Genomic DNA, 25,182 nt, shown 5'->3' with positions numbered 1-25,182 from the left:
TGATACACCCCTTTTTATTTTTGTAATAACTTAAACATAGTCTCTTTTGTTCGAATCCCTAAATAATGTTCCGCTTTTTCAATCGACTCCTGTTGCGAAACAGAATCATCTGTAACGCTCACTAATAAATCGAAGTGAGTAGATAATGGCAAGATACTATCCGGCGCTATAAACCCGGAGATTAAAACGACTGGGATATTCTTTGCTTTCGCCACACTCGCAATGCCAATTGGCGCCTTTCCAGAAAGGGTTTGAAGATCTGATTTCCCCTCGCCTGTAATAATAAAGTCTGCGTTCTCAATTTGTTGATGAAAATTAACAGCTTCCAAGACAACTTCAATACCTGGTTTTAATGTGACTGGAAAAAATGCTAAAAAGGCACCTCCAAGTCCGCCTGCTGCCCCTGCTCCTGGACGATCATGAAGGGCTATTCCTGTTAAACTCTCTATCTTATTTGCTAAATTTGCTAAACTTTTATCGAGCGATTCAACTTGTTCAGGTGTAACGCCTTTTTGAGGTCCGAAAATAGCTGTAGCCCCATTTGGCCCTATGAAAGGATTATCTACATCGCATGCAATAACGAAATGAGCATCTGCTATACGTAAGTCGAATTCAGTTGCATCAATTTCATGAAGGGACTGCAGTGACTCGGAACCCTGAGAAATTTCTTCTCCAACTTCATTAAGAAATTTCATCCCTAGCGCACGCAGCATTCCAGTGCCACCATCATTCGTAGCACTGCCTCCAATACCAATAACAAATTTTCGATATCCTTCGTCTAATGCATGTCGGATTAACTCACCTGTCCCAAAAGTAGATGCGATAAGCGGATTTCTTTCATGGTCTAATAGAAGAGTTAACCCTGAGGCTTTAGCCATCTCAATGACGCATGTTTCGCCGTCTCCAAGAATTCCATACTCTACTCGAATAGGACGACCTATTGGATCATTTACCTCCAGGAAAACTAGTTTTCCTTCTGTTGCAGAGATAAGTGGATCTAAAGTTCCTTCCCCTCCATCTGCAACAGGTAGTAGTACAGTTTCAATTGTTGAATCGAATTCCTTTATACTTCTAACTATTACCTGCCCAGCCTCTGTTGCGGTTAGTGATCCTTTAAAAGAATCAGGACTGACAACGATTTTCACTATAATACCTCCAATCAATAAAGCGCTTACATAGAATTATAATGATAGTTTAAAAGAAATACGTTATACTTAATGTATAAATTTCACTGTATTATAACAGCACATTTTTATACTTCGTGGAGGTTCTACTATGATTACAAAACAGCTTGCTGAACAAATTGTTGACCAAACAATGTTGCGACTTCAACGTAATATTAACGTTATGGAAACAAACGGCATGATCTTAGCTTCAGGTGACCTATTGCGTATCGAAAGTATTCATGAAGGAGCTTTAATAGTTGCTCAAACGAAAAAGCCCTTATGGATTACGGAACAGAACAAACATTTATATCCAAAGACAAAGCCGGGAATAAATTTACCTATATTCTATCAAAATGATTTGGTAGGGGTTATAGGCATTACAGGAGATCCTGAACAAATAGAAGAAATTGCAACACTTGTACAACTCACAACAGAAATGATGGTGCATCAAGCGCTAATTGTATCGGAACGAGAGTGGAAACGAAAAATGCAAGAGATGATTTTTCTGGAGCTTATGAATAACCAAGGCATACAAAAGGTTATGTTCGAAAGAATGACAAAGTTAGGTTTTTCACTGAAACCTCCTTTTTACGCATGGGCAATTGAACTGAATCCAGAATCAGCGTCCTATCAAACTATTTTGCAAGACCTGGAATATTTTTTTCAAAACGACTCAATTATCCTAGGACACTATCAGCTGCACGAACATTTTATCCTTATTTCCGAAATGGAAGAAAAAGAAATGAAAAAGAAATTAACGATGCTCAGTCCTAAGTTGAAAAAGTATAAACCTCTTCGACTAGGGGTCGGACAAGTAGTAGAGACACTGGATAGTATTCACTACGCCTATGAAACTGCGAAGGTAGCTTTACAATACGGCAACCCGAAAAACGTTATTGCGTATTTTGAAGACGTAGAACTCTATTCTTTATTCAAAAAAAGAGAGTCATCTGAAGCGCAGCACTTTACGAATCGTATGTTAAAAGGATTAAATGATAAACTACTTCATACATTACAAGAGTATTTCAACTGCAACCAACAGCTAGCAATATGTGCAGAGACATTAGAGATTCATAGACATACCTTGACCTATCGTTTAAACAAAATATGTGAAATAACCGGTTATAATCCATCCGTTCTTCAGGATGCTATTACTTTGCAAATCGCATTATGGTTAAAGAAGGATTGAATATTTCACTTAGTAAAGTCGGGCAACAAGAAGGGAAGCCTTATGTAGGTCCTTTTTATAACCTCTATTAATTATTAATCTCTTCTTTTTTTATGAGTTTCTTAACCTACTAAATCCAAGCTCTTTAGCCTGATGGAGGAATGCTAGTAAATTCTATGCGAGTGCGAGTAAACAAATTTTAAGCTAATACACAGAGGAGTCAGATTTTTTTAACTAAATATTTTTCCGATAGGTTGTCAATGTTCGTGTTTTTTGGTAAAATTAGATATGTTGTGAACGTTCTTATCAGGAGGTGGAATAAATGCACGCATTATTAATGACTTTACTAGTCATCGTTGCGATCGCATTGATCGTTGTTGTATTGTTACAATCAGGGAAAAGTGCTGGTCTCTCAGGAGCCATCTCTGGTGGAGCTGAACAACTTTTTGGAAAACAGAAAGCTCGCGGTATGGACTTAGTCTTACATAGAGTAACGATTGTACTTGCAGTTCTATTTTTCATATTGACTATTGCCGTAACTAAATTTTAATCCTAATCTATTGATAGGATGATTTTTTCTGGCGAGTGTATTATACACCTAAGCCTTTTTGATAATAAAACAGATGCGAACCGCCTGACCGACTTCTGATTGGTTAGGCGTTTTCTTTTAACTTCATTTATCAAGGGTTCATAAACCCTTGATAAATGAAGTTAAAGCCTCCGGCGGATGCCACAGATTTTTTAAGGATTTATCGAGCAGGCTCGATAAAAATCTTGGCCCAAATATGAAGAGGCATATTTGATATACAATTATTCATACATATATCAATTTAATTTTAAAGCAGGTATTAATAATCTTTGAACAGTGTTGATTTCCGCTTCAGGCGGACGCTTTCCGCGGGCACGGCTTCAATCTCCTCGGGTCTACAGGATGTAGATCACGAAGGCGTTGCCACACGATGTGGCGTACTTAGCCTTTGTCCCTTGTGTACGTTCCTGCGGGGCTTTCAGCTCGCGCTATGATGTGCACCCAAAATGTTGGACTTAAAACTAACTTGGGGGTGCACGTTATGAACATAAAAAAAGCAGAAGTAATTGATGCCTTTTTTGAGAAAGGAATGTCATTAAGAAAAATCGCACGCGACCTGGGTGTCGATAAGATGGTTATTAGTAGTTGGATAGAAATCTATCGATTTCATGGAATGGAAGGATTAATGGCTCCTGCTTGTAAAGGTTATGAGGAATCTTTTAAAATACACGTAATACAACATATGATAGAGACAGCTGAACCTTATTCAAAAGTAGCTGGTCGTTTTAACATTCCCAGTCGTGCAACCATCTGGAAGTGGATGCATCAATACATGTCAGAAGAGGAATGGACGCTCTATTATTTGAAAAGGGAGCGTCGTGATATGAAGAAAAAGCAGCCGAAACAAGGTATGACAGACATCGGAAAATTACAAGAAGAGCTTGAATACTTAAGAGCAGAGAATGCTTATTTAAAAAAGTTAGATGCCTTAGTTCAAGAAAAAAAGAAGTCCCAACCAAAGAGAAAGTAAGAGTGATTGATGAATTAAGGCATGAATTTCCTCTACAAATTTTATTACATGTTTCTGAAGTAAAAAAAGCAACTTACTATTATCATAAGAAGAACTTAGAGAAGGCAGATAAATACGCAACGATAAAAGAAGCGATTGAACGTATATTCTACCAACACAAAGAGTTGTACGGGTATCGCCGAATTGTTTTAGCCTTACGCAAAGAAGGATTTTTTATTAATCATAAAACGGTACGCCGCTTAATGAATGACCTTGGTTTACATGGTGTTCAAAAGGCAAAGAAATATCGTTCGTACCGTGGCGAGGTTGGTCAGATTGCGAATAATAAAATCAATCGTCATTTCGAGACAGAAAAACCAAATCAAGTATGGCTAACAGATGTAACAGAATTTAAAGTAGCCGGCAATAAACTTTATTTATCCGCCTTTTTAGATGTGTTTAACCGGGAGATTGTCGGTTATTCTATTACACAAAACCCGAACTTTGGACTAATACAAGATTCTTTTGGAAATGCGATCAAACGGGCAAATTTATCTCTTCAAGATCAAGTATTGATCCATTCGGATCAAGGCTGGCTGTATCAAATCCCGCGTTTTCAACAGTTGATAAAACCTTATAACATGTCACAAAGTATGTCACGCAAAGGAAACTGTTTAGATAATGCCTTAATGGAAGGTTTTTTTGGTATTTTAAAAAATGAATGTATCTATCGAAATTCATTTCGCTCTTTAGAAGAAGCGACGCAAGAAATAGAAACCTATATTGAATATTACAATACACTACGCATCAAACAAAAACTCAATGGGATGAGCCCCATTGAGTATCGCTTAAACTATGAAAAAGCGGCATAATAAGAGTACAACTTTTGGGGTTCATATCACTATTCCCGCTGGAGTCGCCGCCTTATGCTTCAATCAACGAGTTCCACTTAATATTTATGTTTTATTCTTAAATTAAGTATTAATTACATTACATATGAAATATAAGGCATTATTCGGGCATATTACATTAATTAATGAAATAATTAGTATTGGCGAATAATGTATATAGCTTAATATTGATGGAGGTTTTACATATGCGAATTTCAACTCCTAAGCCATTTTTCTTTGAAGCTGGAAAACGTGCAGTATTGCTACTTCATGGTTTTACAGGGAATTCCTCAGATGTTCGTATGCTTGGACGGTTTTTAGAAAAAAACGGGTATACATCCTTAGCTCCTCATTACAAAGGGCATGGCGTTCCACCAGAAGAGTTACTGGAAACTGGACCACAGGATTGGTGGAAGGATGTCATGCAAGGATATGACCGACTAAAATCAGAAGGTTATGAAGAAATTGCTGTTGCTGGGTTATCTCTAGGAGGAGTATTCTCCCTGAAGTTAGGGTATACAGTACCTGTAAAAGGTATTGTTACGATGTGCTCCCCAATGACGATGAGAACAACTGATATTATGTTTGAAGGTGTATTAAAATACGCAAAAGAATATAAAAAGTATGAAGGAAAATCCGAACTGCAAATAGAAGAAGAAGTAGAGGCTATACGACAAACACCAATGGAGACATTGGCTGAGCTAAGAGAGTTTGTTTACAATGTCCGTGAGCATGTGGATCATGTGTATGCTCCGTTACTCGTAACTCAAGGGAAAAAAGATAAGGTAATCGATATTACCTCTGCAGATTATATATATGAACAGGCAGAATCGTTTGAGAAAAAACTAAATTGGTATGAGAATTCAGGACATGTAATTACACTTGGCTCGGAAAAGGAACAATTACACGAAGATATATTAAACTTTTTAGAGTCGCTTGATTGGAATGTGTAAAACAGTCCAAAAGTGCACACGCTGAAAAAGGAGGGATGTTTGATGGAAAATATGAAAGAACAATTACTTGAACTTATGAACACAGAAGAATATAAACCATTAACAACAAAAGAGTTGGAAGAGCATTTTAATCTGGTAGATGCAGATGATTTTAAAGAATTAGTAAAAACACTTGTTCAAATGGAGGAACAAGGTGCAGTCGTTCGCTCTAGATCGAATAGATATGGAATTCCTACACGTATGAATCTAATAGCTGGGAAATTCATTGGGCATGCAAAAGGATTCGGTTTCGTTACTCCAGAAGAGAGCGGAAATGATGATATTTTCATACCACCTACAGAAGTAAATGGAGCAGTCAACGGAGACAAAGTACTTGTACGAGTTTCCAAAGATTCATCTGGAGATCGCCAAGAAGGTGCGATTATTAAAATAACCCAACGCGGCATGACGCAGGTTGTCGGAACATTCCAGGACAATAAAGGCTTTGGATTTGTTATTCCAGACGATAAAAAGGTCCCGATGGATGTGTTTATCGCTAAAGGCGATACATTAGGCGCTATTGAAGGGCATAAAGTAGTCGTAGAAATTACCGAATGGCCAAATGAAAGAAAGTCCGCTACCGGGATGGTAACACAAATTTTAGGGCATAAAAATGATCCAGGTGTCGATATACTTTCTATTATTTATAAACATGGTATTACGATTGACTTCCCAGAAGAAGTGATTAACCAAGCAGAAGCTGTTCCAGACCAAATTGACGAAAAAGATTTAGAGAATCGCCGTGATCTTCGTGACGAAGTAATCGTTACAATTGACGGAGCAGATGCTAAAGACTTAGATGATGCGGTAACCGTGACGAAAAATTCGGATGGTACATATAAACTTGGCGTTCATATCGCTGACGTAAGCCATTATGTAACGGATGGATCACCATTAGACCGTGAAGCCTATGACCGTGGGACAAGTGTCTATTTAGCAGACCGCGTTATTCCAATGATTCCGCATCGTCTATCGAACGGAATTTGTTCGTTAAATCCTCAAGTAGATCGTTTAACATTATCCTGTGAAATGATTATCGACGGTTCAGGAATGGTAACTTCACATGAAATTTTCCAAAGTGTTATTCGCACTACGGAAAGAATGACGTATGCAGATGTATACAAAATTCTTGAAGAAAAAGACGAAGCATTAATGGAACGCTATAAAGACTTAGTTCCTATGTTTGAACTAATGGGAGAGCTTGCGGAAGTTCTTCGTACGAAACGTGAAAGACGCGGAGCAATTGACTTCGATTTCCCAGAAGCGAAAATTCTTGTAGATGAAGATGGCTGGCCAACAGATATCGCTATAAGAGAACGTACTGTAGCAGAGCGTCTGATTGAAGAGTTCATGCTTGCTGCCAATGAAACAGTTGCCGAGCATTTTAAATGGATGGACGTACCGTTTATCTATCGTATTCATGAAGATCCAAAGCCTGAAAAACTAGAACGATTCTTTAATTTCTTAACGAATTTTGGGATTGTCGTTAAAGGTACTGGGAACGAAATTCATCCAAAAGCGTTACAAGAAATTATTGAAAACATTGAAGGAATGCCTGAAGAACCGGTTATTTCTACAATGCTACTACGTTCATTACAACAAGCAAAATACTATTCTGAATGTCTAGGACATTTTGGTTTATCAACCGATTTTTATACGCACTTCACATCACCAATTCGTCGTTATCCGGATCTAATCGTACATCGTTTGATACGCACATATTTGGTAAATGAAGATGTGTCCCAAGCTACCGTAAATCATTGGGGAGCTATCATGGACGATATTGCAGAGCATACGTCTAAACGGGAACGTCGCGCTGTAGATGCAGAGCGTGATACGGATGCACTTAAAAAAGCTCAGTTTATGGCTGACAAGATTGGCGAAGAATTTGAAGGTATTGTTAGTTCTGTAACAAACTTTGGTCTGTTTATCGAACTTCCTAATACAATTGAAGGCCTAGTACATGTTACGAATATGACGGATGATTATTATCGTTTTGACGATCGTCAATTGGCGATGATTGGAGAACGTGGTGGTAAGCAGTTCCGCATAGGTGATGAGGTAACGGTTCGAGTATCTGCTGTAAAACCAGAAGAAGCTTCGATTGACTTCGAAATTGTAGGGATGAAAAAAGCATTCCAACGTACAAGAAGAGAAGCACCAAAAGTTATAAATGCCTCTAAAAGAGCAAGTAGTGGGTCAGGCAGTCGAGAAAAATCGCAACCAGGACCAGCAAAAGGACCAAAACAGAAACAGAAGTTTTACGAGTCTGTTGCGAAAAAATCACAACGTCGTAAACGTCCAAAGAAAAAATAAGAGAGCGATCACTAAATCGCTCTCTCTCAGTTTTTGAGTTTTGAGGGGTGAATGAAATGGCTAAAAAGAATGAAGACAGGATTCTTGCACAGAACAAAAAAGCAAATCATGATTATTATATTGAAGAAACGATTGAAGCTGGAATTGTATTGCAAGGAACTGAGATTAAATCTATACGTAATGCTAAAGTACAGTTGAAAGACTCCTTCGTACGTATTCGGAATAACGAAGCATGGATTTCGAATATGCATATCAGTCCATATGAGCAAGGGAACCGATTTAACCATGATCCATTGCGCGCAAGAAAGCTATTGCTGCACAAGAAACAAATAAGTGAGTTAATCGGTGATACAAAAAGAGATGGTTATTCCATCGTTCCTTTGAAGATGTATATGAAAAATGGCTTCGCTAAAGTATTAATAGGCGTCGGAAAAGGGAAAAAAGATTATGATAAACGCGATGTGTTGAAGAAAAAAGAAGCAAAACGTGATATGGATAGAGCATTTAAAGAGAGCAATAGATAAGAGGATAACCATAACTGGTAGAATGTCTCTCTTGAATTTTGACTATATTTGATGTATAGTTAGGTATGTAACAAAGCTTACATTATTCCATAAACGGGGACGTTATGGATTCGACAGGGATAGTCTGAGCTTGAGTTGCGCGTCGGAGGCTCGGCTCCGTAAAAACGGAACTTATAACAACAGGCAAAACAAACAACAACTTAGCATTCGCAGCGTAAGCTCGGATCTGCTTTATCTACCCATCGCCCATGTGGCTAGGTAAAGCTCAACTTTAGTGGGATACGGTAGCCAGTGCAACTTGAGCTGTCTGCAAGAGATTTCCAAGTTAGCGTACACAACGCCCGCTTGTCGGCATAGTGCTACGCGAAACCTAAATAGGCAAGATACACGCGTAGAAGCTTAAGTGTTAGAGTTTCTGGACGCGGGTTCAAATCCCGCCGTCTCCATACACAATACCCAAGTACAAAACAAATGTACTTGCGGTAAGAACAGTAACTTTTATCCAACGGGTAGGAGTTAAAAATATTAATAATGAAACGAGGACTGAAGAATAAATTCAGTCCTTGTTTTACTTTTCTGTTGTTTGATGAAACAATTAGCCATTTTTATAGTCACTATGAATGCAGTAAGTGTTTTCGATAAAAGTACTATTGCAAGTAATATAGTTAAACGGCTAGGTTGAAAATAAATAATAAAGGAAGAGGATAGAAATTATTTTCTATCCTCTTTTTTAATACATATTGATTAAACTAATAATTAAGAAACACTAAAATTGTGCTATATAATAATTATTTTTTTAGAACATTTTTACTATTTTAATGGTATTATATACTTATATTCAACGAAATAGTAATTTGAAGAAAATGGTGAAAAATATGGAGAAAGATAAAGATTATAAAATACTTTCTATTGATGGAGGGGGAATTAAGGGGTTATATTCAGCGGTAATATTGGCCGAGTTTGAAGAAAAATATGGAAAACTAAGCAATCATTTTGATTTGATTTGTGGTACTTCAACTGGTGGCATAATCGCATTAGGTATAGCAGCAGGAATTCCTGCTAAGGATATAGTGAATTTCTATATTAGCGAAGGTCATAAAATTTTTCCATATAAATCCTCAAGGCAACGTCTGTGGGGATTTATTAAGCAGGCAGTACTAAGTTCAAAATATAGTGATACTCAATTAAAGGATGCTCTGAAAAAGGTATTTGGGAATATGACTTTATCTGAATGTGAAACAAATGTCTTAATACCAGTATCAAATATTACTACAGGACTACCGCGCATAATCAAGAATGACCATCACCCAGATTTAACACTTGACAATAGACATTCTTTAGTAGAAGTTGCATTGTCTACTACTGCTGCCCCAACATATTTCCCTATACAAAGTATATCTACGATGCCAAATCCTGAGCATCAATTTGCTGATGGGGGACTATACGCAAATAACCCGGCCTTACATGGAATTCAAGAAGCGTATCGATTCTATATAAATCATAAAGATAGCGAATATAAGTCATTTACCCTTCTATCGATCTCAACTTTGCATGAAAACTTTGCTTACAAAAAAAAATTAAAAGTTCTACATAGGTCATTAATATTATGGAATAAGAATTTAATTTCACTAATGATGGATTTGCAGTCTGTCTCTACACATTTTCATATCAAATATTTAAATCAATCACTCAAAGGGCATTACATTAGGATTGAAAGTGAACCTATCTCAAAAGGGGAAAGTAAGTTAATTGAATTAGATAATGCCAGCAGTAAGTCTATTGATATTTTAGTTAGTAAGGGGAAAGAAGCAAGTGTAAAGTGGATTGATAGTCCTGACATCCAAAAGTTCTTTAGCAATCCAAAATGAAAATAGGGAGTGAAAGATTTGGTTCAATGTAATGATTTGTTTTTAAAGTTTGATGATGAAATTAGGTTAAAATCCAGTAAAAAAGCATCGCTACGTACTTCAAGAAATTCTATTAGAAAAGACATTCAAAAGTACTTCGATGAGACATTAAAAGTTTCCAAACCTAAGTTCTGGGGACAAGGGTCCTATATGATGAACACAATTATCAAACCTATTGAAGGCGAATATGATATAGACGATGGAGTATATTTAATACATTTAGAAGGTAAAGAAGAGGAGAACTGGCCTTCCACAAGTACAGTTCATAATTGGATTGTAAAGGCAGTAGAAAATAAAACTTCTACACCGCCTCTCGATAAAAATACATGCGTCAGAGTAATTTATAAAGATGATTACCATATTGACTTACCTATCTATATTAAGGGGAAAGATGCTGATCATCCTAAACTTGCTCATAAGTCAAAAGGTTGGGTAGATAGTGATCCTAAAAAACTAACTAATTGGTTTAATGAAGAAGTTGCGGAGAAGGGTGATCAGTTAAAGCGTTTAGTTAGGTACTTTAAAGCGTGGAAAGATAATAAAAAAAATGGTGATAAATTCCCAAGTGGAATGATTTTTACTATACTTGCAGTAAATCATTTTGTCGAAGGTTATGAAGAAGATGACGATTCTGCATTTATAGCAGTTGCTAAAGAGATATACGATTCTTTAAATAATGACTTTTCTTTAAAAAGACCCGTATTTCCAGAAGAGGAATTGCTTGAAGATTGGTCAGAAACTGCTAAGAATAATTTTTTAACCAAACTATCATCGTTAATTACAAATGGTCAAAAGGCACTTGAAAAAGAAGATAAAAGTAAGGCGGCAGATACTTGGATTAAGATATTTGGAGATAGATTTCCAGAGTATACACCACCTGAATCGGAAAATAGATTGAATAAAGGATATGCTTTACAAACATCAGAACCAGCAGTGATAGGAAACCATGGCCGATCCTCATAATTTAGCAGAGATATATTCTCGTCAAAGAAACGAGGCAATTGAATATCTCCAATCCAATTATGATGCTAGTATCTTAGAAGTGGAAAATCCATATTTGTATCCTGTAACTTTACAAATAAAATTAATAATAGAAGATCAAAATATTAATTTATTACTAAGTCTTCCTTTTAATTTTCCTGATTCATTTCCGCAAGTTAAGTTAGACGATCAAAGTTTTAAAAAGTTATATCCTTTGCCACACCTAAATAAATATAAAACGCTTTGTATTTACGACGAAGTAGTAGCAACTCCCAATCCTGATAACCCGATAGGTGTATTAGAAGCATCAATTGAAAAGTCTAGAGAAATAATCTTAAGTGGAGTATTAAAACATAATGTAAATGATTATACAGATGAATTTGAAACGTACTGGGCAGAAGATAGTGTAGGATCTTACTTATCCATCGTACAACCTTCTGTAACTCTTAAAAATGTATATTTAGTTCCGTTTAAGTATCAGAATTGGGTAGAACAAGGTATTTTCGCTGACCAAAAGAGTGAGGCTATTAAATGGATTCAAAATTTAGGAGGCTCTTTTAATGAGGAAGAGATTGTCGAGGTTTTATACGTTCCTCTAAAAGAGCCTATGCAGTTTCCATTTCCAAAATATAATATAAACATATTTCATTTAATAAAAAAGAATAAATCTAGTAATATAAATGATTTTTTTGTTTATCTATCAAACTCTAAAAGACCATCAAAAGTTTTGTTTTCGGTCCACGCTGACGAAGGTTATTCATGGGGTGTTTGGGAACATATAAAACCTTTCAAAAAGATTGTGTCGAATTATAAAGGTAGGAAAAGTACACGGACAGGAATTGATGGTTTCAGGACGAATAGCCAACATGGATGGCTTGAATTAGTCAAAGAATTCCCGAAGATGGAGATAACTAAATACTCGGTTCAAGACGTAAGGGCAACTCGCTTAAAGAGCAGGGGCGGAGATGGGAAAGTAAACAACATTGGATTAAACGTAGCAATAGTAGGTTGTGGGGCTGTTGGTAGTCATATAGCACAAGGTCTGTTTGATATCGGGGTACAAAATCTGTTATTAATTGATTCTGATTATTTAAGTTTTGAGAACATTAATAGGCATCTGTGTGGTGCTGACCAAGTGGGGCAAAAGAAGCCAGTAGCAGTTAGAGATAAACTACGAAGACATTACCCTACAAGCCAAATTCATGTATCTAACGATAACATCTTATCATTTTTAAAGAGGTATCCTAAAGCATTAAATTCATATGATGTAATAATTGTAGCAACAGGTCATACTCCGACTGAAATAAGATTAAATGAATTACAAATGAATAATTTGATTAATAAACCAATTTTAAATGTATGGGTAGAACCTTATTTAGCCGGTGGACATGCAGTATGGAATGAACCAGAAAATAAAACTGCATTGAAAATGTTATTTAATAATGGAATATATAAGTACCAGATATTAAAGGATGGAAACTTATATTCAAAAAAGGAACTCGGGTGCAATACATCATATGTACCCTATGGAGTACTAGAATTAAAAAAATTTATAATTGAAGTCATGATGTTTATTCAACAACAGTTAAATAACGAAGAAAAAAGTAGTAAGCTCTTTACTTGGCTAGGAAACTTAACAGAACAAAAGAAGAATAAACGACTATTGGCTCCGAAATGGGTAGGTGCCTCTGATTTCTCGTTCAGGCTAAATGATATAGAAATTAACCATGAAAGTGTTGATGTTAATGATTTATAAATTTGGTGAAAAACATGTTGTTTTTACTTATGGTGTTGTTAAATCGCTTGAATCTTATAAGCAAATGAAGAAGAGTCAGCATGAATCTGGAGGAGTTCTACTAGGTAAAGTATATAAAGATTTGATAATAGTTGATAGGATTTCGGAACCTTCAAAAGAAGATAAATCTGGTCGCTACTACTTTGTTAGGAATGTTCGAAAAGCGCAAAAAATTATTGAAATTGCATGGGAAGAATCTAACGGGGAAAGGATATACCTTGGTGAGTGGCATACACATCCAGAAGATACACCAACACCTTCAAATGACGATAGGAAGTTATTAAGTAATATGTTGAAGGATTCGCATATGGAAATAGACTTTCTTTTCATGGTCATTATAGGTAACATAAATCCTTATGTTGCAGTTCAACGCAAAGGACAAAAACTTTTAGAGCAATTAAAAAATCTTAAATCTACAGACGGTTTAGATATTACACTATATGAAAACAAACATGGGAAAATTTTTGGCTTTAAAGTCGGAGGATATCTAAATCTTGCTACATTCGGATATGATATTTACAATGCAGTATTTTCACAAATATTTATTGGAACAATTAATTCAATTGTTTCATTAACTGACATATCAGATTATATTTTAGAAGAACAAAAGGCTTTTATCAGGTTTGTTGTTCCAAATAGACGAGATAACGATGAAAAAGTTTTTACTCTTCTTGATTCAATGTTAATTCAGATTAGAATGGTGTATGAAGATATGCAACAGAAGAAATTGAACAATTGCGTGAACATTAAAATTGAAAAAATATTTTACTCTTAACAAATAGAATTTCTTTAAAAAAGGTAAGAATCTGAGGGGATTCTTACCTTTAACTATATATGTCTTCTTTTAAGTGATAGAGAAAGTGCTGCATCCACATATAATTAGCATTTGCATTAGTAACTGGACCAATTAGACGTGGGTCGTCTTTGGATATTCTTTCTGCTCCCCACGTATCGACGTTAAATGGTGGATTAGCAATAACATAATCAGCCTTTAAATCTGGATACTGATCGTTTAATAAAGAATCACCCAAGCGAATCTCTGCATTGATACCATGTAATAACACATTCATTTTCCCTAAACGTAAAGTCATTTCTACATTTTCTTGGCCATAAAATGATAGCGCATTTCCTCTGTCTGAATATGATTCTGATTGAATAAACATTCCACCGGAACCACATGCAGGATCAAACACTGTTCCCTCAATTGGTTCCATCATCGCAACAAGAAGTTTAACAATAGAAGAAGGTGTGAAGAACTCTCCCCCTCTGTTCCCTTCACTTGAGGCAAAGTTACCGATAAAATACTCGTACCATTTCCTTCGTCCCTAAAAATTTCAACTGCATCGTTATAGCAATCAGTGTAGAAAGATTTGATATTATCTAATCTTAAAAGAAGTTCTTCTTTGTTGTAGTAGATTTCCTCTTCTCTTACAACACCTTCTTCTGTAATAACTTTAAATTTTCTATTTTATTCCACAACTGATACTTGAACTAAATTTAAAAAACTAATACTTCTTAACATAAAAATCACTCTCCTTATCTGCTCCAACTATGTTTCAAGTGAGCCATACTTATCTATTCAATAAGCGGTATTCCTTTCCTTTATTTTTTCTTCCTTCTTACTAAAATTATTTCTTGCGTTTTATTTGGAAGATAAAGACGTGCCAGATAACACGTCCGAATCTCTAGTTAGAATGAAGGGGTAAATCATTATTAATTCAATTCCACACTTGAATACAAATACCTTTTTATATTGCTTTTATATTGCATATATACAACCGTACTAATTTCCACTCACGTCAGGGTTGCTTAGTTTCAGCGATGGCTAATATGGAAGTTGCTTCATCTGAATGAAGAAAATTTTAAAAAATGAATTTCGGAATCAATCTTGTTAAATAGTTTAACAAGATTTTTCTATTTGTTTTTAAACTGACGTTGCGTATAAATAATTAGAACAAAATATTCACACTAATCATCATACAGTAAAAAAAGATTCGCAATAAATTTTCCTAAGCTATATTTGTATTGATATAATATCTGCCTGGCTGTTTTTGTTATATCATTCCACTAATTCAAAATCTCTGCTTTATTTCGGCTAAATCGATTAAGTGAATGAATATAAAGTACATCATTTTTTCGGATGATTTTTTTCTGTTATTCTACCAAAAGAGTTCGTAAAACTGTGTAAGAAAATATGAACTTTCATTAATTGATTTTATAGTTTTATGAACGTTACGATGACTTCTTTAGAGTATTTTACCTTGTGAGTATGATCGGAGCAATTAAAAATTCCTAATAGCCTGATAGGTAGCTCTATTAAACAAGGGGATATAGTAGAGATTCAAAAAATGGAGGACAACTATGAAAGTGTCCATTTAAAAGAGGAAACGAAACAAAGTTAAAGTAAGTAGCTTATTAGACCAACTAAAGAATAATAATATGTAAATAATGAAAGAAGAACGTTCTAATGATTAGAGCGTTCTCATGAAGCACATTTTCCTTGAAGACAAGAACCAAATGACCGATAGCCGGCAAAGCTGTGTTTATAAATATAATGTTTTATATTGGTTAAAGATTTAATCAATATTTTAGCTATAAGTGAAAGTTGATTTGTATTTCCACTTATCTGTAAGGGTATAAAAAATATCTACATTAAAAATTCGTTGGGATTCACTCTGAGATATTCTAGATCCTTTTAATAAAGGTGTACCAGCTTCAATTTGTAGGTGCATACTCAAATATTCGTCTGCAATAACTGCCTCAAGAGTGTCTTCAGCTTTTACCAAGCGTATATTTGCCTGTTCTACTAACAGTTGCTGAATTGAGCTAAAATGAAGATTATTTTCAAAAATACTATATGGTATATCTATACTGATATAATGCTCCATATAGAAAATAGGTTTATCATCCAAGTATCTTATCCTTTGTAAGAAAATAACATTATTCGAAGATGAATTAAAAAGAGAAGAATACTCATTTTCCTGTTTTATTTGTAATCCAATAGTTTGAGCGGATATTTTACCCCACTCTAAATTATAACTCTCTCTAAAACCACTCATGTTAATCCAATCTTCTTGGGGTTTTCGTTCCGCTACTATAGAGCCTTTTCCTTGCACTTTGTATATATATCCATCGTTCTCTAGTTTCTTTAGAGCTTGTCTAATGGGTGTACGACTTACTTTGAATAACTCTATCATGTCATTTTCCGAAGGTAGAACATCACCGTGTTCATACTTATTCAAACTGATATCCTCAATAATTGATTCGTATATCCTTTGATGGGCGGATATATTACGCATTAAATCACTCCACTATTCTAAATTTTCTAAAAACATTGACTTTTCAATATTCAACTTGTTATTATAAGTATAATAAGTTACTAGAACTTATAATATCATAAAAAAGGGGAGAATGAAATTATGTATGATAACATTCTATGCGATCTTGAGGAAGGAATTTTCACAATTACTATTAATAGAGAAAGTACTTACAATTCTTTAAGTACCAATACTAAGGTGGAAATTGCAGAAGCATTTCAAAAAGCTGACTTACAAGATGATGTGAAAGTGATCATTATTACTGGCGCTGGGAACAAGTCTTTCTGTTCTGGTCAAGACTTAGCAGAGAGTCAAGAGTTAAATAAAGAAGAGGCAGAAAACTGGATTAATGAATTTGATTATTTGTATAGAGTTATTAGAAAAGTGAAAAAACCTATTATTGCAGCCGTAAATGGATATGCTACTGGCTCTGGACTTCAATTAGCCTTATTAGCTGATATTCGGATTACCTCAGATACAGCTAAATATGGAATGACTGAGATAAATGTTGGACTACCTTGTGTCATTGGAAGCACAATGTTTTGGGAAGTTATGGGTAAATCAAGAACTATTGATTTAATATTAACTGGCCGATTACTGGATGCAAAGGAAGCAGAACGCTATGGTTTAGTTACTAGAATTGTACCAGCGGATGATTTAACTAACGCAAGTAAAACTTTAGCGAGAGAACTAGCAGAGATGCCACCTACGGCTGTTTCAATTAATAAACGTAGATTTAATCAGCTAAGCGAACATGAGTTTAATTCCTGTATGAACTATGCTGTAGAAGCGCATACAATTGGTTATAGTTCAGGTGAACCACAAGCGAAAATGTTGGAATTTTTCGAAAAAAGAAAAGTTAAGCAGGAGTCTTAAATATGAAGTTATTTGAATATGAAGGTAAACAACTTATGAGTAAATATGGAATATCAATTCCTAAAGGTTATTTAAGTAAGGAATTGCCTAAAGATATTCAATATCCATTAATAGCGAAGGTACAAGTTCTTTCTGGGGGTAGAGGAAAACAGGGTGGAATTGTTAAAATTAACAATCAATCCGAATATGAAACTACTATCAATAAATTAAGGTTAATGGAATTTCAAGGGGAAAGTGTTACAGAAATATATTTAGAAGCACAGGTAAATTATGAAAGTGAAATTTATGTTTCCCTTTCAATTGATAGAAATCGCAAAGTACCTGTACTTTTAATAAGTAGATTTGGCGGCATAGATATCGAAGGAGTAAATCCTGAAGATATAATCCTCATTCCGATTAATCCTTTAATAGGATTACAGCCTTACATGCTAAAACAAGCATCATTATTTATTGGGTTAGACCATTCAAAAATGTCTAATCTTTTAATTAACATTTGGAATATATTTAGAGAAAGAGAAGCCAGTTTAGTTGAAATTAATCCATTATTTTTAACGGCTACAGGTGATTTTATAGCTGGTGATGCAAAAATTGTCTTGGATAGTGTAGATAATGTACAAGATGTTCAATTATTAGAGAGAAAAGTTAATGACTTCGAAGGAAAGTGTCTAGAATTAAATACTGTAGGAGTCTTATTGGAGGGGAATACTGCAGTAATTACTAGTGGTGCTGGATTAGGAATGGCAACTTTTGATTTGCTGAGTGAGAGCGGTCATGAAATTCTTGCGTTAGTAGATTTGGGTGGGCATGTTATTCATGACGAAGTTGGAGCAAGATTTTTATTAAGTGAGATAAAAAAACTTAAGCCAGAGCGTTATTTTTTCAATTTTTATTTCCAAGTAGCTAGTTGTAACGTCTTGGCTACAGCTATAGCTGAAGAACTAGGAGATCTATCAGCAGAAGTGATTATACGAATGAATGGAAATGATTATGAAAGCGCTTACCAAAAATTAGAGAGATTTAGCAATATACAGGTTACAAAATCGTTAACTGATGCTAAGAATCTACTAAACATGAAGGTTGGGTGATTAAATGGCGATAATTATAAATTCTGATTCAAAAGTAATAATTCAAGGAATTACAGGAAAAGTTGGTAAATCGTTTGCTGAGCGTATGCTACTTTATTTTACTCCCCTAGTGGCAGGCGTAACACCGGGTAAAGAAGGACAGGATATACTAGGTGTTCCAGTTTTTAATAGTGTGCAGAAAGCAGTAAACCTTACCAATGCGGATACATCGCTTATAATTGTGCAACCAAAACTAGTAAAACAAGCAGTTTTAGAGGCTATAGATGCTGGCATAAAAGTTATTGTTATTTATTCTGAGGGTGTTCCGGTGCATGATAGTATGGAGTTTATTCAATACGCTAAGCTTCATGGAACAATGATCTTTGGACCCAATTCTGCAGGTGTTGTATCAACTGGAATAGCAAATATTAGCGATATCCATGATTCTATTTTAAAACCTGGCAATATAGGGATTGTATCTAGAAGTGGTACTTTAACATATGAGGTTATTGAAATGTTAAAAGAAAATGGGTTAGGAACTAGTACAGTAGCTTGTTTAGGTGGGGACCCAATAGTAGGTGTGCAACATGCAGATGTATTGAGAATGTTTGAAAATGATCCTGATACAAGGGCTGTAATTTATGTAGGGGAAATTGGAGGAAATGATGAAATTTCTTCAGCCTCTGTTATTAGACAAATGACAAAACCTGTATTTTCTTACATCGCTGGAATGTACGCACCCGAAGACAAAAGAATGGGACATGCAGGGGCAATTATCAGTAACGAAAGTGAAACAGCTGCTAAGAAACAAGAAATTTTAAAATCTGCGGGAGCAATTACTTTAAAGATTCTTACGGATTTAGAACAAGTTTCAACTAAGCTAAGTGTTTCGAGTTCTTAATACAATTACAATAATTAGTCATAGTATGATATTCGGTAGGTCGTTGACCTACCGTCTCTATAGTTTGATAAATTCAGTTTAGATTGAATGAAAAGTAAAAAAACAAAACGGGAGGTCCTTTATGCGAGAGTTCCGAGGGAAAATAATCATCTTAATCGGTATATGGGCATTGGTTACTGTTTTTTTTCACGTTTATACTGCTGTTTTTGGCACGTTGGAACCTAGGCTCCAACGATCTATACATGTTCTGTTACTCCTGCCCCTAGTATTTTTAGTGTTTCCAGCTAAGAAGAAAAATCCTAGTTCCAATCCTAGTATAATAGACTGGGGATTATCAATAATAGCCTTATTTCCAAGTCTGTATTTGATTTTTAACAATGAAAGAATTTCGAAGAGAATTGAACAAGTTACAGAATTAACTACGATGGAATTTGTACTAGGAATGTTCTTAATTGTACTTGTATTAGAGGCTTGTAGAAGAGCTGTCTCTTTATCCTTCGCCATTGTTGTAAGTATCTTGTTTAGTTACTTATTTATTGGACCCTATTTACCAGGTGCTTTTACAACACGTTCTTTAGGATTGGAACGTATCGTAGAAATAATGTACCTGTCTTCCCATGATGGAATATATGGATTCTTAACCGGGATTTCTAGTAACATTATCTTTATTTTTATTATTTTTGCAGCAATTATGGTTTATTCAGGTGTTGGTAATTTCTTTATGGATGTATCTGTTTTAATTGCTGGTCGTTACAGAGGAGGACCTGCCAAAATTACAGTATTTTCTAGCGCTTTGTTTGGAAGTATAAGTGGAAGTTCAGTTTCTGATATTTATGCAACCGGTAGTTTTTCTATTCCTTTAATGAAGAAAATAGGCTATCCATCAGTTAAAGCTGGGGCAATCGAAGCTGTTTCAAGCGCGGGTGGTCCGATGCTTCCGCCGGTAATGGGGGCAGGTGCATTCATAATGGCTGAAATGACAGCTACTCCTTATACTGAAATCATAAAAATGGCGGTACTAGCAGCTATAATTTATTACATAGGCGTTCTTGCTATGGTTCATTTTGAAGCTGTTTCCATGAATTTAAAGCCTTCAAAAGAAAAGGCAACTACATTTAAATCTGTATTAATACAATTACCCTATATAATTCCCTTTGCAATATTGATTTATTTTCTATTTAATGGATCTTCACCATCAAACAGTGCAGCTTACGGTTTATTATCTATGTTGATTCTTTGGGCAGTGACAAAGGTTAATAGACTGAATTTTAAAAAACTAGTGGAAAGTTTTATATATGCCGTTCAGATGGGAACAGTTATTATTTCGGCTTTAGCGGGTGCAAGCATCATTGTGACTGTAATAAATCAGTCTGGATTAGCCCTGACTCTTGGAGGAATAATAACACAATTCTCTATGGGATATATGTGGTTAGCACTTATTTTAGTAATGATTACTACAATTTTATTGGGTGCTGGTATACCTACAACAGCGGCATATGTAATCACAGCAACTGTTTCAGCTACAGTTCTCACAGGTTTCGGAATTGAACTGACGACAGTTCATTTGTTTATTTTTTATTTTGCAATTTTAGCAGATATTACCCCCCCGGTTGGTGTCACGGCATTTTCTGCGGCCAATGTCGCTAACTCCCCACCGATGAAAACAGCTTTATATTCTGTGAAATATGCATTTGCAGGGTTTTTAGTACCATTTATTTTCGTGTATAACCCAGCATTGTTATTAGCTGAAGGGTCTACATTATGGGAAAGTGCTTGGGTATTCCTCATTTCTTGTTTAAGTGTTATTGCATTAGCCTCCAGTATAATTGGGATATTTTTTGTGAAACTTTCTATGATTACGAGAGTATTAATTGCTTTAATTGCATTGGCATGTATCATACCAAATATCTATATAAATATAATAAGTATTATAATGCTAATTACTATTTTTATATTTAATTACACGAAGAGTAAAAGAGAATCAAATCTAGGGGTAAAAGGAATCGATTTACTTGAAGTTTAATATGATAGGGGGAATCTATATGAAGAAAAATTTATCAATTTTATTACTTTTTGTAATGGTGGTAGTTTTGTCAGCATGTAATAATGAAAAAGTCGAATCAAGTGATAAACAAACCTTGACATGGGCATCAGGTGCCCAAGGAGGAGGTTGGTATACAATGGCTGGGGGTATAAGTTCTCTTATTAAAGAAGAAAATGGAATCAATATTAGTACTATTCCAGGAGGGTCTCTACAGAACATGCCCTTTATTTCAAAAAATGAGGCTCAGTTAGCCTGGATGCAACCCCCCTTTATTAAAGCGGGGCTGGAAGGAACAGAACCATTTGAACAGAAATTTAATGATATTTCAATAATTGGTAATGGATTCGGAACAAATCATTTCCACTTTGCAATTGATGCAAGCTCTTCATTTAACTCTATTGACGAGATTTTTGAAGACTTGAAAAATGTTAGTATAGCGACAACACCAGTAAATAACTCTGATGAATGGGTATTTAACAAAGTTTTAGAATATTATAAGACAGATTATAATGAAATTAAAGCTGCGGGAGGAAAAGTTATTCATGGGAGTTACCAAGAGCAAACGGATGCATTAAGAAATGGTAACATTGACTCCATTTTTTCTCAATTATCATTACCGGCTTCTGCTATTACTGAAGCCTCCGTAAGTAAAGAAATAAAGATACTTCCTATGTCTAAGGAATTAATTTCTTATTTATCACAATTTGGATTAGATAGTAATACTATACCCGCTGGAACTTACCAAGATGTCACAAATGGGAGCGATGAAATCCAAACTGTTTCTATGGGGAACGTTTTAACCGTTAATAGTAAATTAGATGAAGATACAGTGTATAAAATAACAAAAACTATTAATGAAAATACTGAGAAATTAATAAATGTTCATGCTTCTCTTTTTGTATATGATCCCAAAAAGGCTTTCTTAAATCCTATAGCTCCACTTCATCCAGGTGCTGAAAAATATTATAAAGAAAAAGGATATTTAGAATAATGTAAACGATTTTTGTATCTCCATCGCAAATAATTATATTAGTATTAAATCTGGACATTTCTAAGTATCGATAACCATCCTTATCGTCACTTAGAAATGTTATAATTTACTACAATCAGCCTTTATTTAATCGAGGTGCGTTTTAGAGTAACTACATAAAAGGAGGACATTAAATGGCATGTCCAATAACTATTATCAAAAATGATGAGCATTTATTTGAAGCAACAAATATTCAAGAAGCAGCAAGATATTTAGCAGACTCCCGCCGTCTCCATTTTTAGAAATCATTGGATTACAATAGATGTCAAAACCCTTGATATGATAGGATTTTGACATTTTTAATCCATTAATCCAAAAAGGTGTAGTCTTCTCATAAGGAGAAGACTACACCTTTTTAGTTAACTCTATAAACAAAAAAACATTTGCCTAGCCTTTCATATAACAAGAAAAAGGCTGGCATTTACCAAAACCTAATTGTAATACAGGTTTTCAGTCGGATATACCGGATCATTGGTAATGTCGATTCCAAGCTTTTTAAAGGTCTGTTCATTTTCTCTATTCATTATAACCGTAGAATGAGCTTGTGTGTCTTTTAAATTTGGCATCTGCTTATAAGCCAACTCAGAAGTAGGGTTGGTGACCGCACTGATTGCCAGTGCAATCAGCACTTCATTGGCGCTTAGTGTCGGGACTCGACTGTTCAAATCATCGGTTTTTAACCGTTGAATCGTCTGCAAAATCATCGGCGACAACAAATCAATTTCATCTGCAATATTGGCCAATTTCTTCAACCCATTCAGAATCGCGGCTGCCGAAGCATCCATCAAAGTTGTCGTTCGACCGGTAATCATCGCGCCATTTGGTAATTCTATCGCAATTACGGCTTGCAGATTCGTGCTGTCAATTCTCTCTTGGATTGCTTTCGCATAATTACGGGCCGGCAATACAGATACCCGATCCTCTTTCTTTAAGTCAGTCTCTTCCAAAATCACTTGCATATGGCGTACACTATCTTCATCGGCAAGCCCTTTTTTATAGTCGTTCTCTACGCTGAAACTTCGCCGAATGATTTCCTGCCTGGCAGCTTCCTGCACGACCATATCGTCGGTGATACCCGATTTCAGACGATTAACACCCATATCGGTTGGTGAGCGGTAAACAGACTCTTTACCAGTAATCCTTTCAATAATCCGTTTGATGACAGGAAACGTCTCCATATCACGATTGTAATTGATCGCTACTGTCCCGTATGCTTCATAGTGATAATTGTCAATCATATTCACGTCTTTCAAATCGACGGTAGCCGCTTCATAAGCGATGTTTACCGGGTGCTTTAATGGCAAGTTCCAAACGGGGAAAGTTTCAAACTTGGCATAGCCGACTTTATTTCCCAGTTTATTCTCGTGGTACATTTGGTTAAGGCAGGTTGCAAGCTTACCGCTGGCCGGCCCAGGTGCCGTTACTACCACGATTGGCTTTGTCGTTTTAATATAGGGATTCATCGCAAATCCCTCCTCGCCAATGACCGCGTCCACATTTGTGGGATAACCTTTGATTTCACTGTGGGTGTAGACGCTAATTCCGCTTCTCTCAAGCTTGCTCATAAATACTTTGGCAGTTGGCTGTCCTTGATAACGAGTGAGCAACACACTGTTGACAGAAATGCCATATGCCCGATATTCATCGATTAAGCGCAAGACATCTTGGTCATAAGTGATACCGTAATCTTCACGGACTTTGTTCCGCTCGATGTCTCCAGCGTACACACAGATGATGATTTCCGCATTTTCTTTCAGTGTATTCAATAATTTGATCTTCGCATCTTCATCAAATCCAGGCAAGACACGCTTGGCATGTTTGTCACCTATCAATTTTCCACCAAATTCCAAGTAAAGTTTATCATACTGCTGCACCCGTTCTAAGATGTAGGCAGATTGTTCTTGCAAATATTTCTCCGAATCAAATCCAACTTTTTTCATTAATTTCTGCCCGCCTTCTATACTTTAAGCTTTCTCTTAAACCTACTAATACAAAATCTTTAAGTGAATACTAACTAAAATACATCTTTTATCATTATATAGCTTTTAAAAAAATAGACAAAGGAAAACTGGTCCAACCGTTTTAGTGATTGGGTTATTCTAAAGGTACATTGACCTTATCATGAATCTATTCAACCAAAGTAACGGAGTTTGGGCATGAGGAGTTGTCCCGCTTAACCATTTATCTATTGATTCTCTAAAGATTCCAAACACCGTTCCGCTAATTCGATGAGAACTCCTGCTCTATGATGATATTTGAGGTACTGTTTAAAATCAACTTTATCCTTACTTTCGATGTGCCTCTCGAGTGATTCACTACATTTCTTATTTTCCTCTTCAAGCATATCAATAATAATATCCATCATATTCATATCCCCTTCCGTGTCAGAAAGTCATCTCGAAATAACGCAATCGCTTTATGGGATTATATGGTAGTTGTTTACTAAATTCGAATATATTTTTTTCTGGATTGTGTTCAAATCTCAATATCTCCATACTTGCGGTTTCGTAGGAAATCGATTAAGTCAAAATCCATTAGTAACAGATTTTTTTGCATTGAATTTCATTTGAATATAGTCAAAAACACTATATGTTGAAAAAGCTTGAGTAACTACAATGTTGAGTAGTTCTAACGACTTGATATAATATTACAAAGAAGACTTATTGAAGTGTT

Annotated in this window: 20 protein-coding genes, 1 other RNA gene and 1 pseudogene; 17 read left to right on the top strand and 5 right to left on the bottom strand. The window is 35.4% G+C overall.

The annotated features are described in order from the left end of the window. Positions 1 to 14: 14 nt before the first annotated feature. Complete coding sequence (locus MKX39_RS13770; protein WP_340769882.1) at positions 15 to 1,145, bottom strand: glycerate kinase; 1,131 nt, start codon at positions 1,143 to 1,145, stop codon at positions 15 to 17. A gap of 130 nt (positions 1,146 to 1,275) precedes the next feature. Here MKX39_RS13770 and MKX39_RS13765 point away from each other — a divergent pair, with 130 nt between their 5' ends. The 12 genes from MKX39_RS13765 (at position 1,276) to MKX39_RS13710 (ending at position 14,052) form a co-directional block, all read left to right on the top strand. After that, positions 1,276 to 2,355, top strand: a complete 1,080-nt coding sequence (locus MKX39_RS13765) for a CdaR family transcriptional regulator (protein WP_340769880.1) — start codon at positions 1,276 to 1,278, stop codon at positions 2,353 to 2,355. A 301-nt stretch (positions 2,356 to 2,656) separates the two neighbouring features. Continuing rightward, complete coding sequence (gene secG / locus MKX39_RS13760) at positions 2,657 to 2,884, top strand: preprotein translocase subunit SecG (RefSeq protein WP_090566811.1); 228 nt, start codon at positions 2,657 to 2,659, stop codon at positions 2,882 to 2,884. 520 nt (positions 2,885 to 3,404) lie between these two features. Then, positions 3,405 to 3,893, top strand: coding sequence for a hypothetical protein (locus tag MKX39_RS13755; RefSeq protein ID WP_340769264.1), 489 nt, complete (start codon positions 3,405 to 3,407; stop codon positions 3,891 to 3,893). Continuing rightward, entirely contained in the window at positions 3,809 to 4,744 is a 936-nt protein-coding gene (locus MKX39_RS13750; RefSeq protein ID WP_340771389.1) for an IS3 family transposase, read from the top strand. Before MKX39_RS13755 ends, MKX39_RS13750 begins: the two co-directional genes overlap by 85 nt. 224 nt (positions 4,745 to 4,968) lie before the next feature. Continuing rightward, on the top strand, positions 4,969 to 5,715 hold the full coding sequence (locus tag MKX39_RS13745) for an alpha/beta hydrolase (RefSeq protein WP_340769879.1): 747 nt from the start codon (positions 4,969 to 4,971) through the stop codon (positions 5,713 to 5,715). 42 nt (positions 5,716 to 5,757) lie between these two features. Beyond that, entirely contained in the window at positions 5,758 to 8,070 is a 2,313-nt protein-coding gene (gene rnr, locus MKX39_RS13740; protein WP_340769877.1) for a ribonuclease R, read from the top strand. 56 nt (positions 8,071 to 8,126) lie between these two features. Then, the gene (gene smpB / locus MKX39_RS13735) at positions 8,127 to 8,594 is read left to right on the top strand and encodes an SsrA-binding protein SmpB (RefSeq protein WP_093537685.1); all 468 of its coding nucleotides are present in this window, start codon (positions 8,127 to 8,129) and stop codon (positions 8,592 to 8,594) included. Positions 8,595 to 8,689: 95 nt separating this feature from the next. Then, positions 8,690 to 9,043, top strand: a transfer-messenger RNA (tmRNA) gene (ssrA, locus tag MKX39_RS13730). Positions 9,044 to 9,469: 426 nt separating this feature from the next. Beyond that, positions 9,470 to 10,462, top strand: coding sequence for a CBASS cGAMP-activated phospholipase (locus tag MKX39_RS13725; RefSeq protein WP_340769875.1), 993 nt, complete (start codon positions 9,470 to 9,472; stop codon positions 10,460 to 10,462). Positions 10,463 to 10,480: 18 nt separating this feature from the next. Then, positions 10,481 to 11,464, top strand: a complete 984-nt coding sequence (locus tag MKX39_RS13720) for a CBASS cGAMP synthase (RefSeq protein ID WP_340769874.1) — start codon at positions 10,481 to 10,483, stop codon at positions 11,462 to 11,464. Further along, on the top strand, positions 11,448 to 13,238 hold the full coding sequence (locus tag MKX39_RS13715; RefSeq protein ID WP_340769872.1) for a ThiF family adenylyltransferase: 1,791 nt from the start codon (positions 11,448 to 11,450) through the stop codon (positions 13,236 to 13,238). Before MKX39_RS13720 ends, MKX39_RS13715 begins: the two co-directional genes overlap by 17 nt. Next, positions 13,228 to 14,052 carry a ribosomal-processing cysteine protease Prp gene (locus tag MKX39_RS13710; protein ID WP_340769870.1) on the top strand — a complete coding sequence of 275 codons (825 nt, stop codon included), beginning with the start codon at positions 13,228 to 13,230 and terminating at the stop codon, positions 14,050 to 14,052. The genes MKX39_RS13715 and MKX39_RS13710 overlap by 11 nt, the downstream gene beginning before the upstream one ends. A 64-nt stretch (positions 14,053 to 14,116) precedes the next feature. Here MKX39_RS13710 and MKX39_RS13705 read toward each other — a convergent pair. Next, positions 14,117 to 14,587: pseudogene (locus MKX39_RS13705) on the bottom strand (HsdM family class I SAM-dependent methyltransferase); the annotation flags it as partial. Between the two features lie 1,278 nt (positions 14,588 to 15,865). After that, positions 15,866 to 16,576: a GntR family transcriptional regulator gene (locus MKX39_RS13700; protein WP_340769868.1), complete on the bottom strand. Its 711-nt coding sequence runs from the start codon at positions 16,574 to 16,576 to the stop codon at positions 15,866 to 15,868. A 120-nt stretch (positions 16,577 to 16,696) separates the two neighbouring features. Between MKX39_RS13700 and MKX39_RS13695 the strand changes: the two genes are divergently transcribed. The 5 genes from MKX39_RS13695 to MKX39_RS13675 all read left to right on the top strand — a co-directional run bounded on the left by MKX39_RS13695 (position 16,697) and on the right by MKX39_RS13675 (position 22,470). Further along, positions 16,697 to 17,470 carry an enoyl-CoA hydratase/isomerase family protein gene (locus tag MKX39_RS13695; RefSeq protein WP_340769866.1) on the top strand — a complete coding sequence of 258 codons (774 nt, stop codon included), beginning with the start codon at positions 16,697 to 16,699 and terminating at the stop codon, positions 17,468 to 17,470. A gap of 2 nt (positions 17,471 to 17,472) precedes the next feature. Then, complete coding sequence (locus MKX39_RS13690; RefSeq protein WP_340769864.1) at positions 17,473 to 18,555, top strand: ATP-grasp domain-containing protein; 1,083 nt, start codon at positions 17,473 to 17,475, stop codon at positions 18,553 to 18,555. Positions 18,556 to 18,559: 4 nt separating this feature from the next. Further along, on the top strand, positions 18,560 to 19,435 hold the full coding sequence (gene sucD, locus MKX39_RS13685) for a succinate--CoA ligase subunit alpha (RefSeq protein WP_340769862.1): 876 nt from the start codon (positions 18,560 to 18,562) through the stop codon (positions 19,433 to 19,435). A 121-nt stretch (positions 19,436 to 19,556) separates the two neighbouring features. Beyond that, a complete protein-coding gene (locus tag MKX39_RS13680; protein ID WP_340769860.1) occupies positions 19,557 to 21,458 on the top strand; it encodes a TRAP transporter permease in 1,902 nt (633 codons plus the stop codon). A 19-nt stretch (positions 21,459 to 21,477) separates the two neighbouring features. Continuing rightward, positions 21,478 to 22,470, top strand: coding sequence for a TAXI family TRAP transporter solute-binding subunit (locus tag MKX39_RS13675; RefSeq protein ID WP_340769858.1), 993 nt, complete (start codon positions 21,478 to 21,480; stop codon positions 22,468 to 22,470). A gap of 470 nt (positions 22,471 to 22,940) precedes the next feature. Here the strand turns inward: MKX39_RS13675 and MKX39_RS13670 are convergent, their stop codons facing one another. Together MKX39_RS13670 and MKX39_RS13665 are read right to left on the bottom strand one after the other, a co-directional pair. Then, a complete protein-coding gene (locus MKX39_RS13670) occupies positions 22,941 to 24,449 on the bottom strand; it encodes a DUF1846 domain-containing protein (protein WP_340769857.1) in 1,509 nt (502 codons plus the stop codon). Positions 24,450 to 24,694: 245 nt separating this feature from the next. Further along, complete coding sequence (locus tag MKX39_RS13665; RefSeq protein ID WP_340769854.1) at positions 24,695 to 24,874, bottom strand: hypothetical protein; 180 nt, start codon at positions 24,872 to 24,874, stop codon at positions 24,695 to 24,697. Positions 24,875 to 25,182: the final 308 nt, after the last annotated feature.

Origin of the sequence: Psychrobacillus sp. FSL K6-1464, from assembly GCF_038003145.1 — a bacterium.
Classification (GTDB): Bacteria; Bacillota; Bacilli; order Bacillales_A; family Planococcaceae; genus Psychrobacillus; species Psychrobacillus psychrotolerans.
Note: the sequence above shows the minus strand (reverse complement) of the source record. Positions and strands in the feature narration are given on the sequence as shown.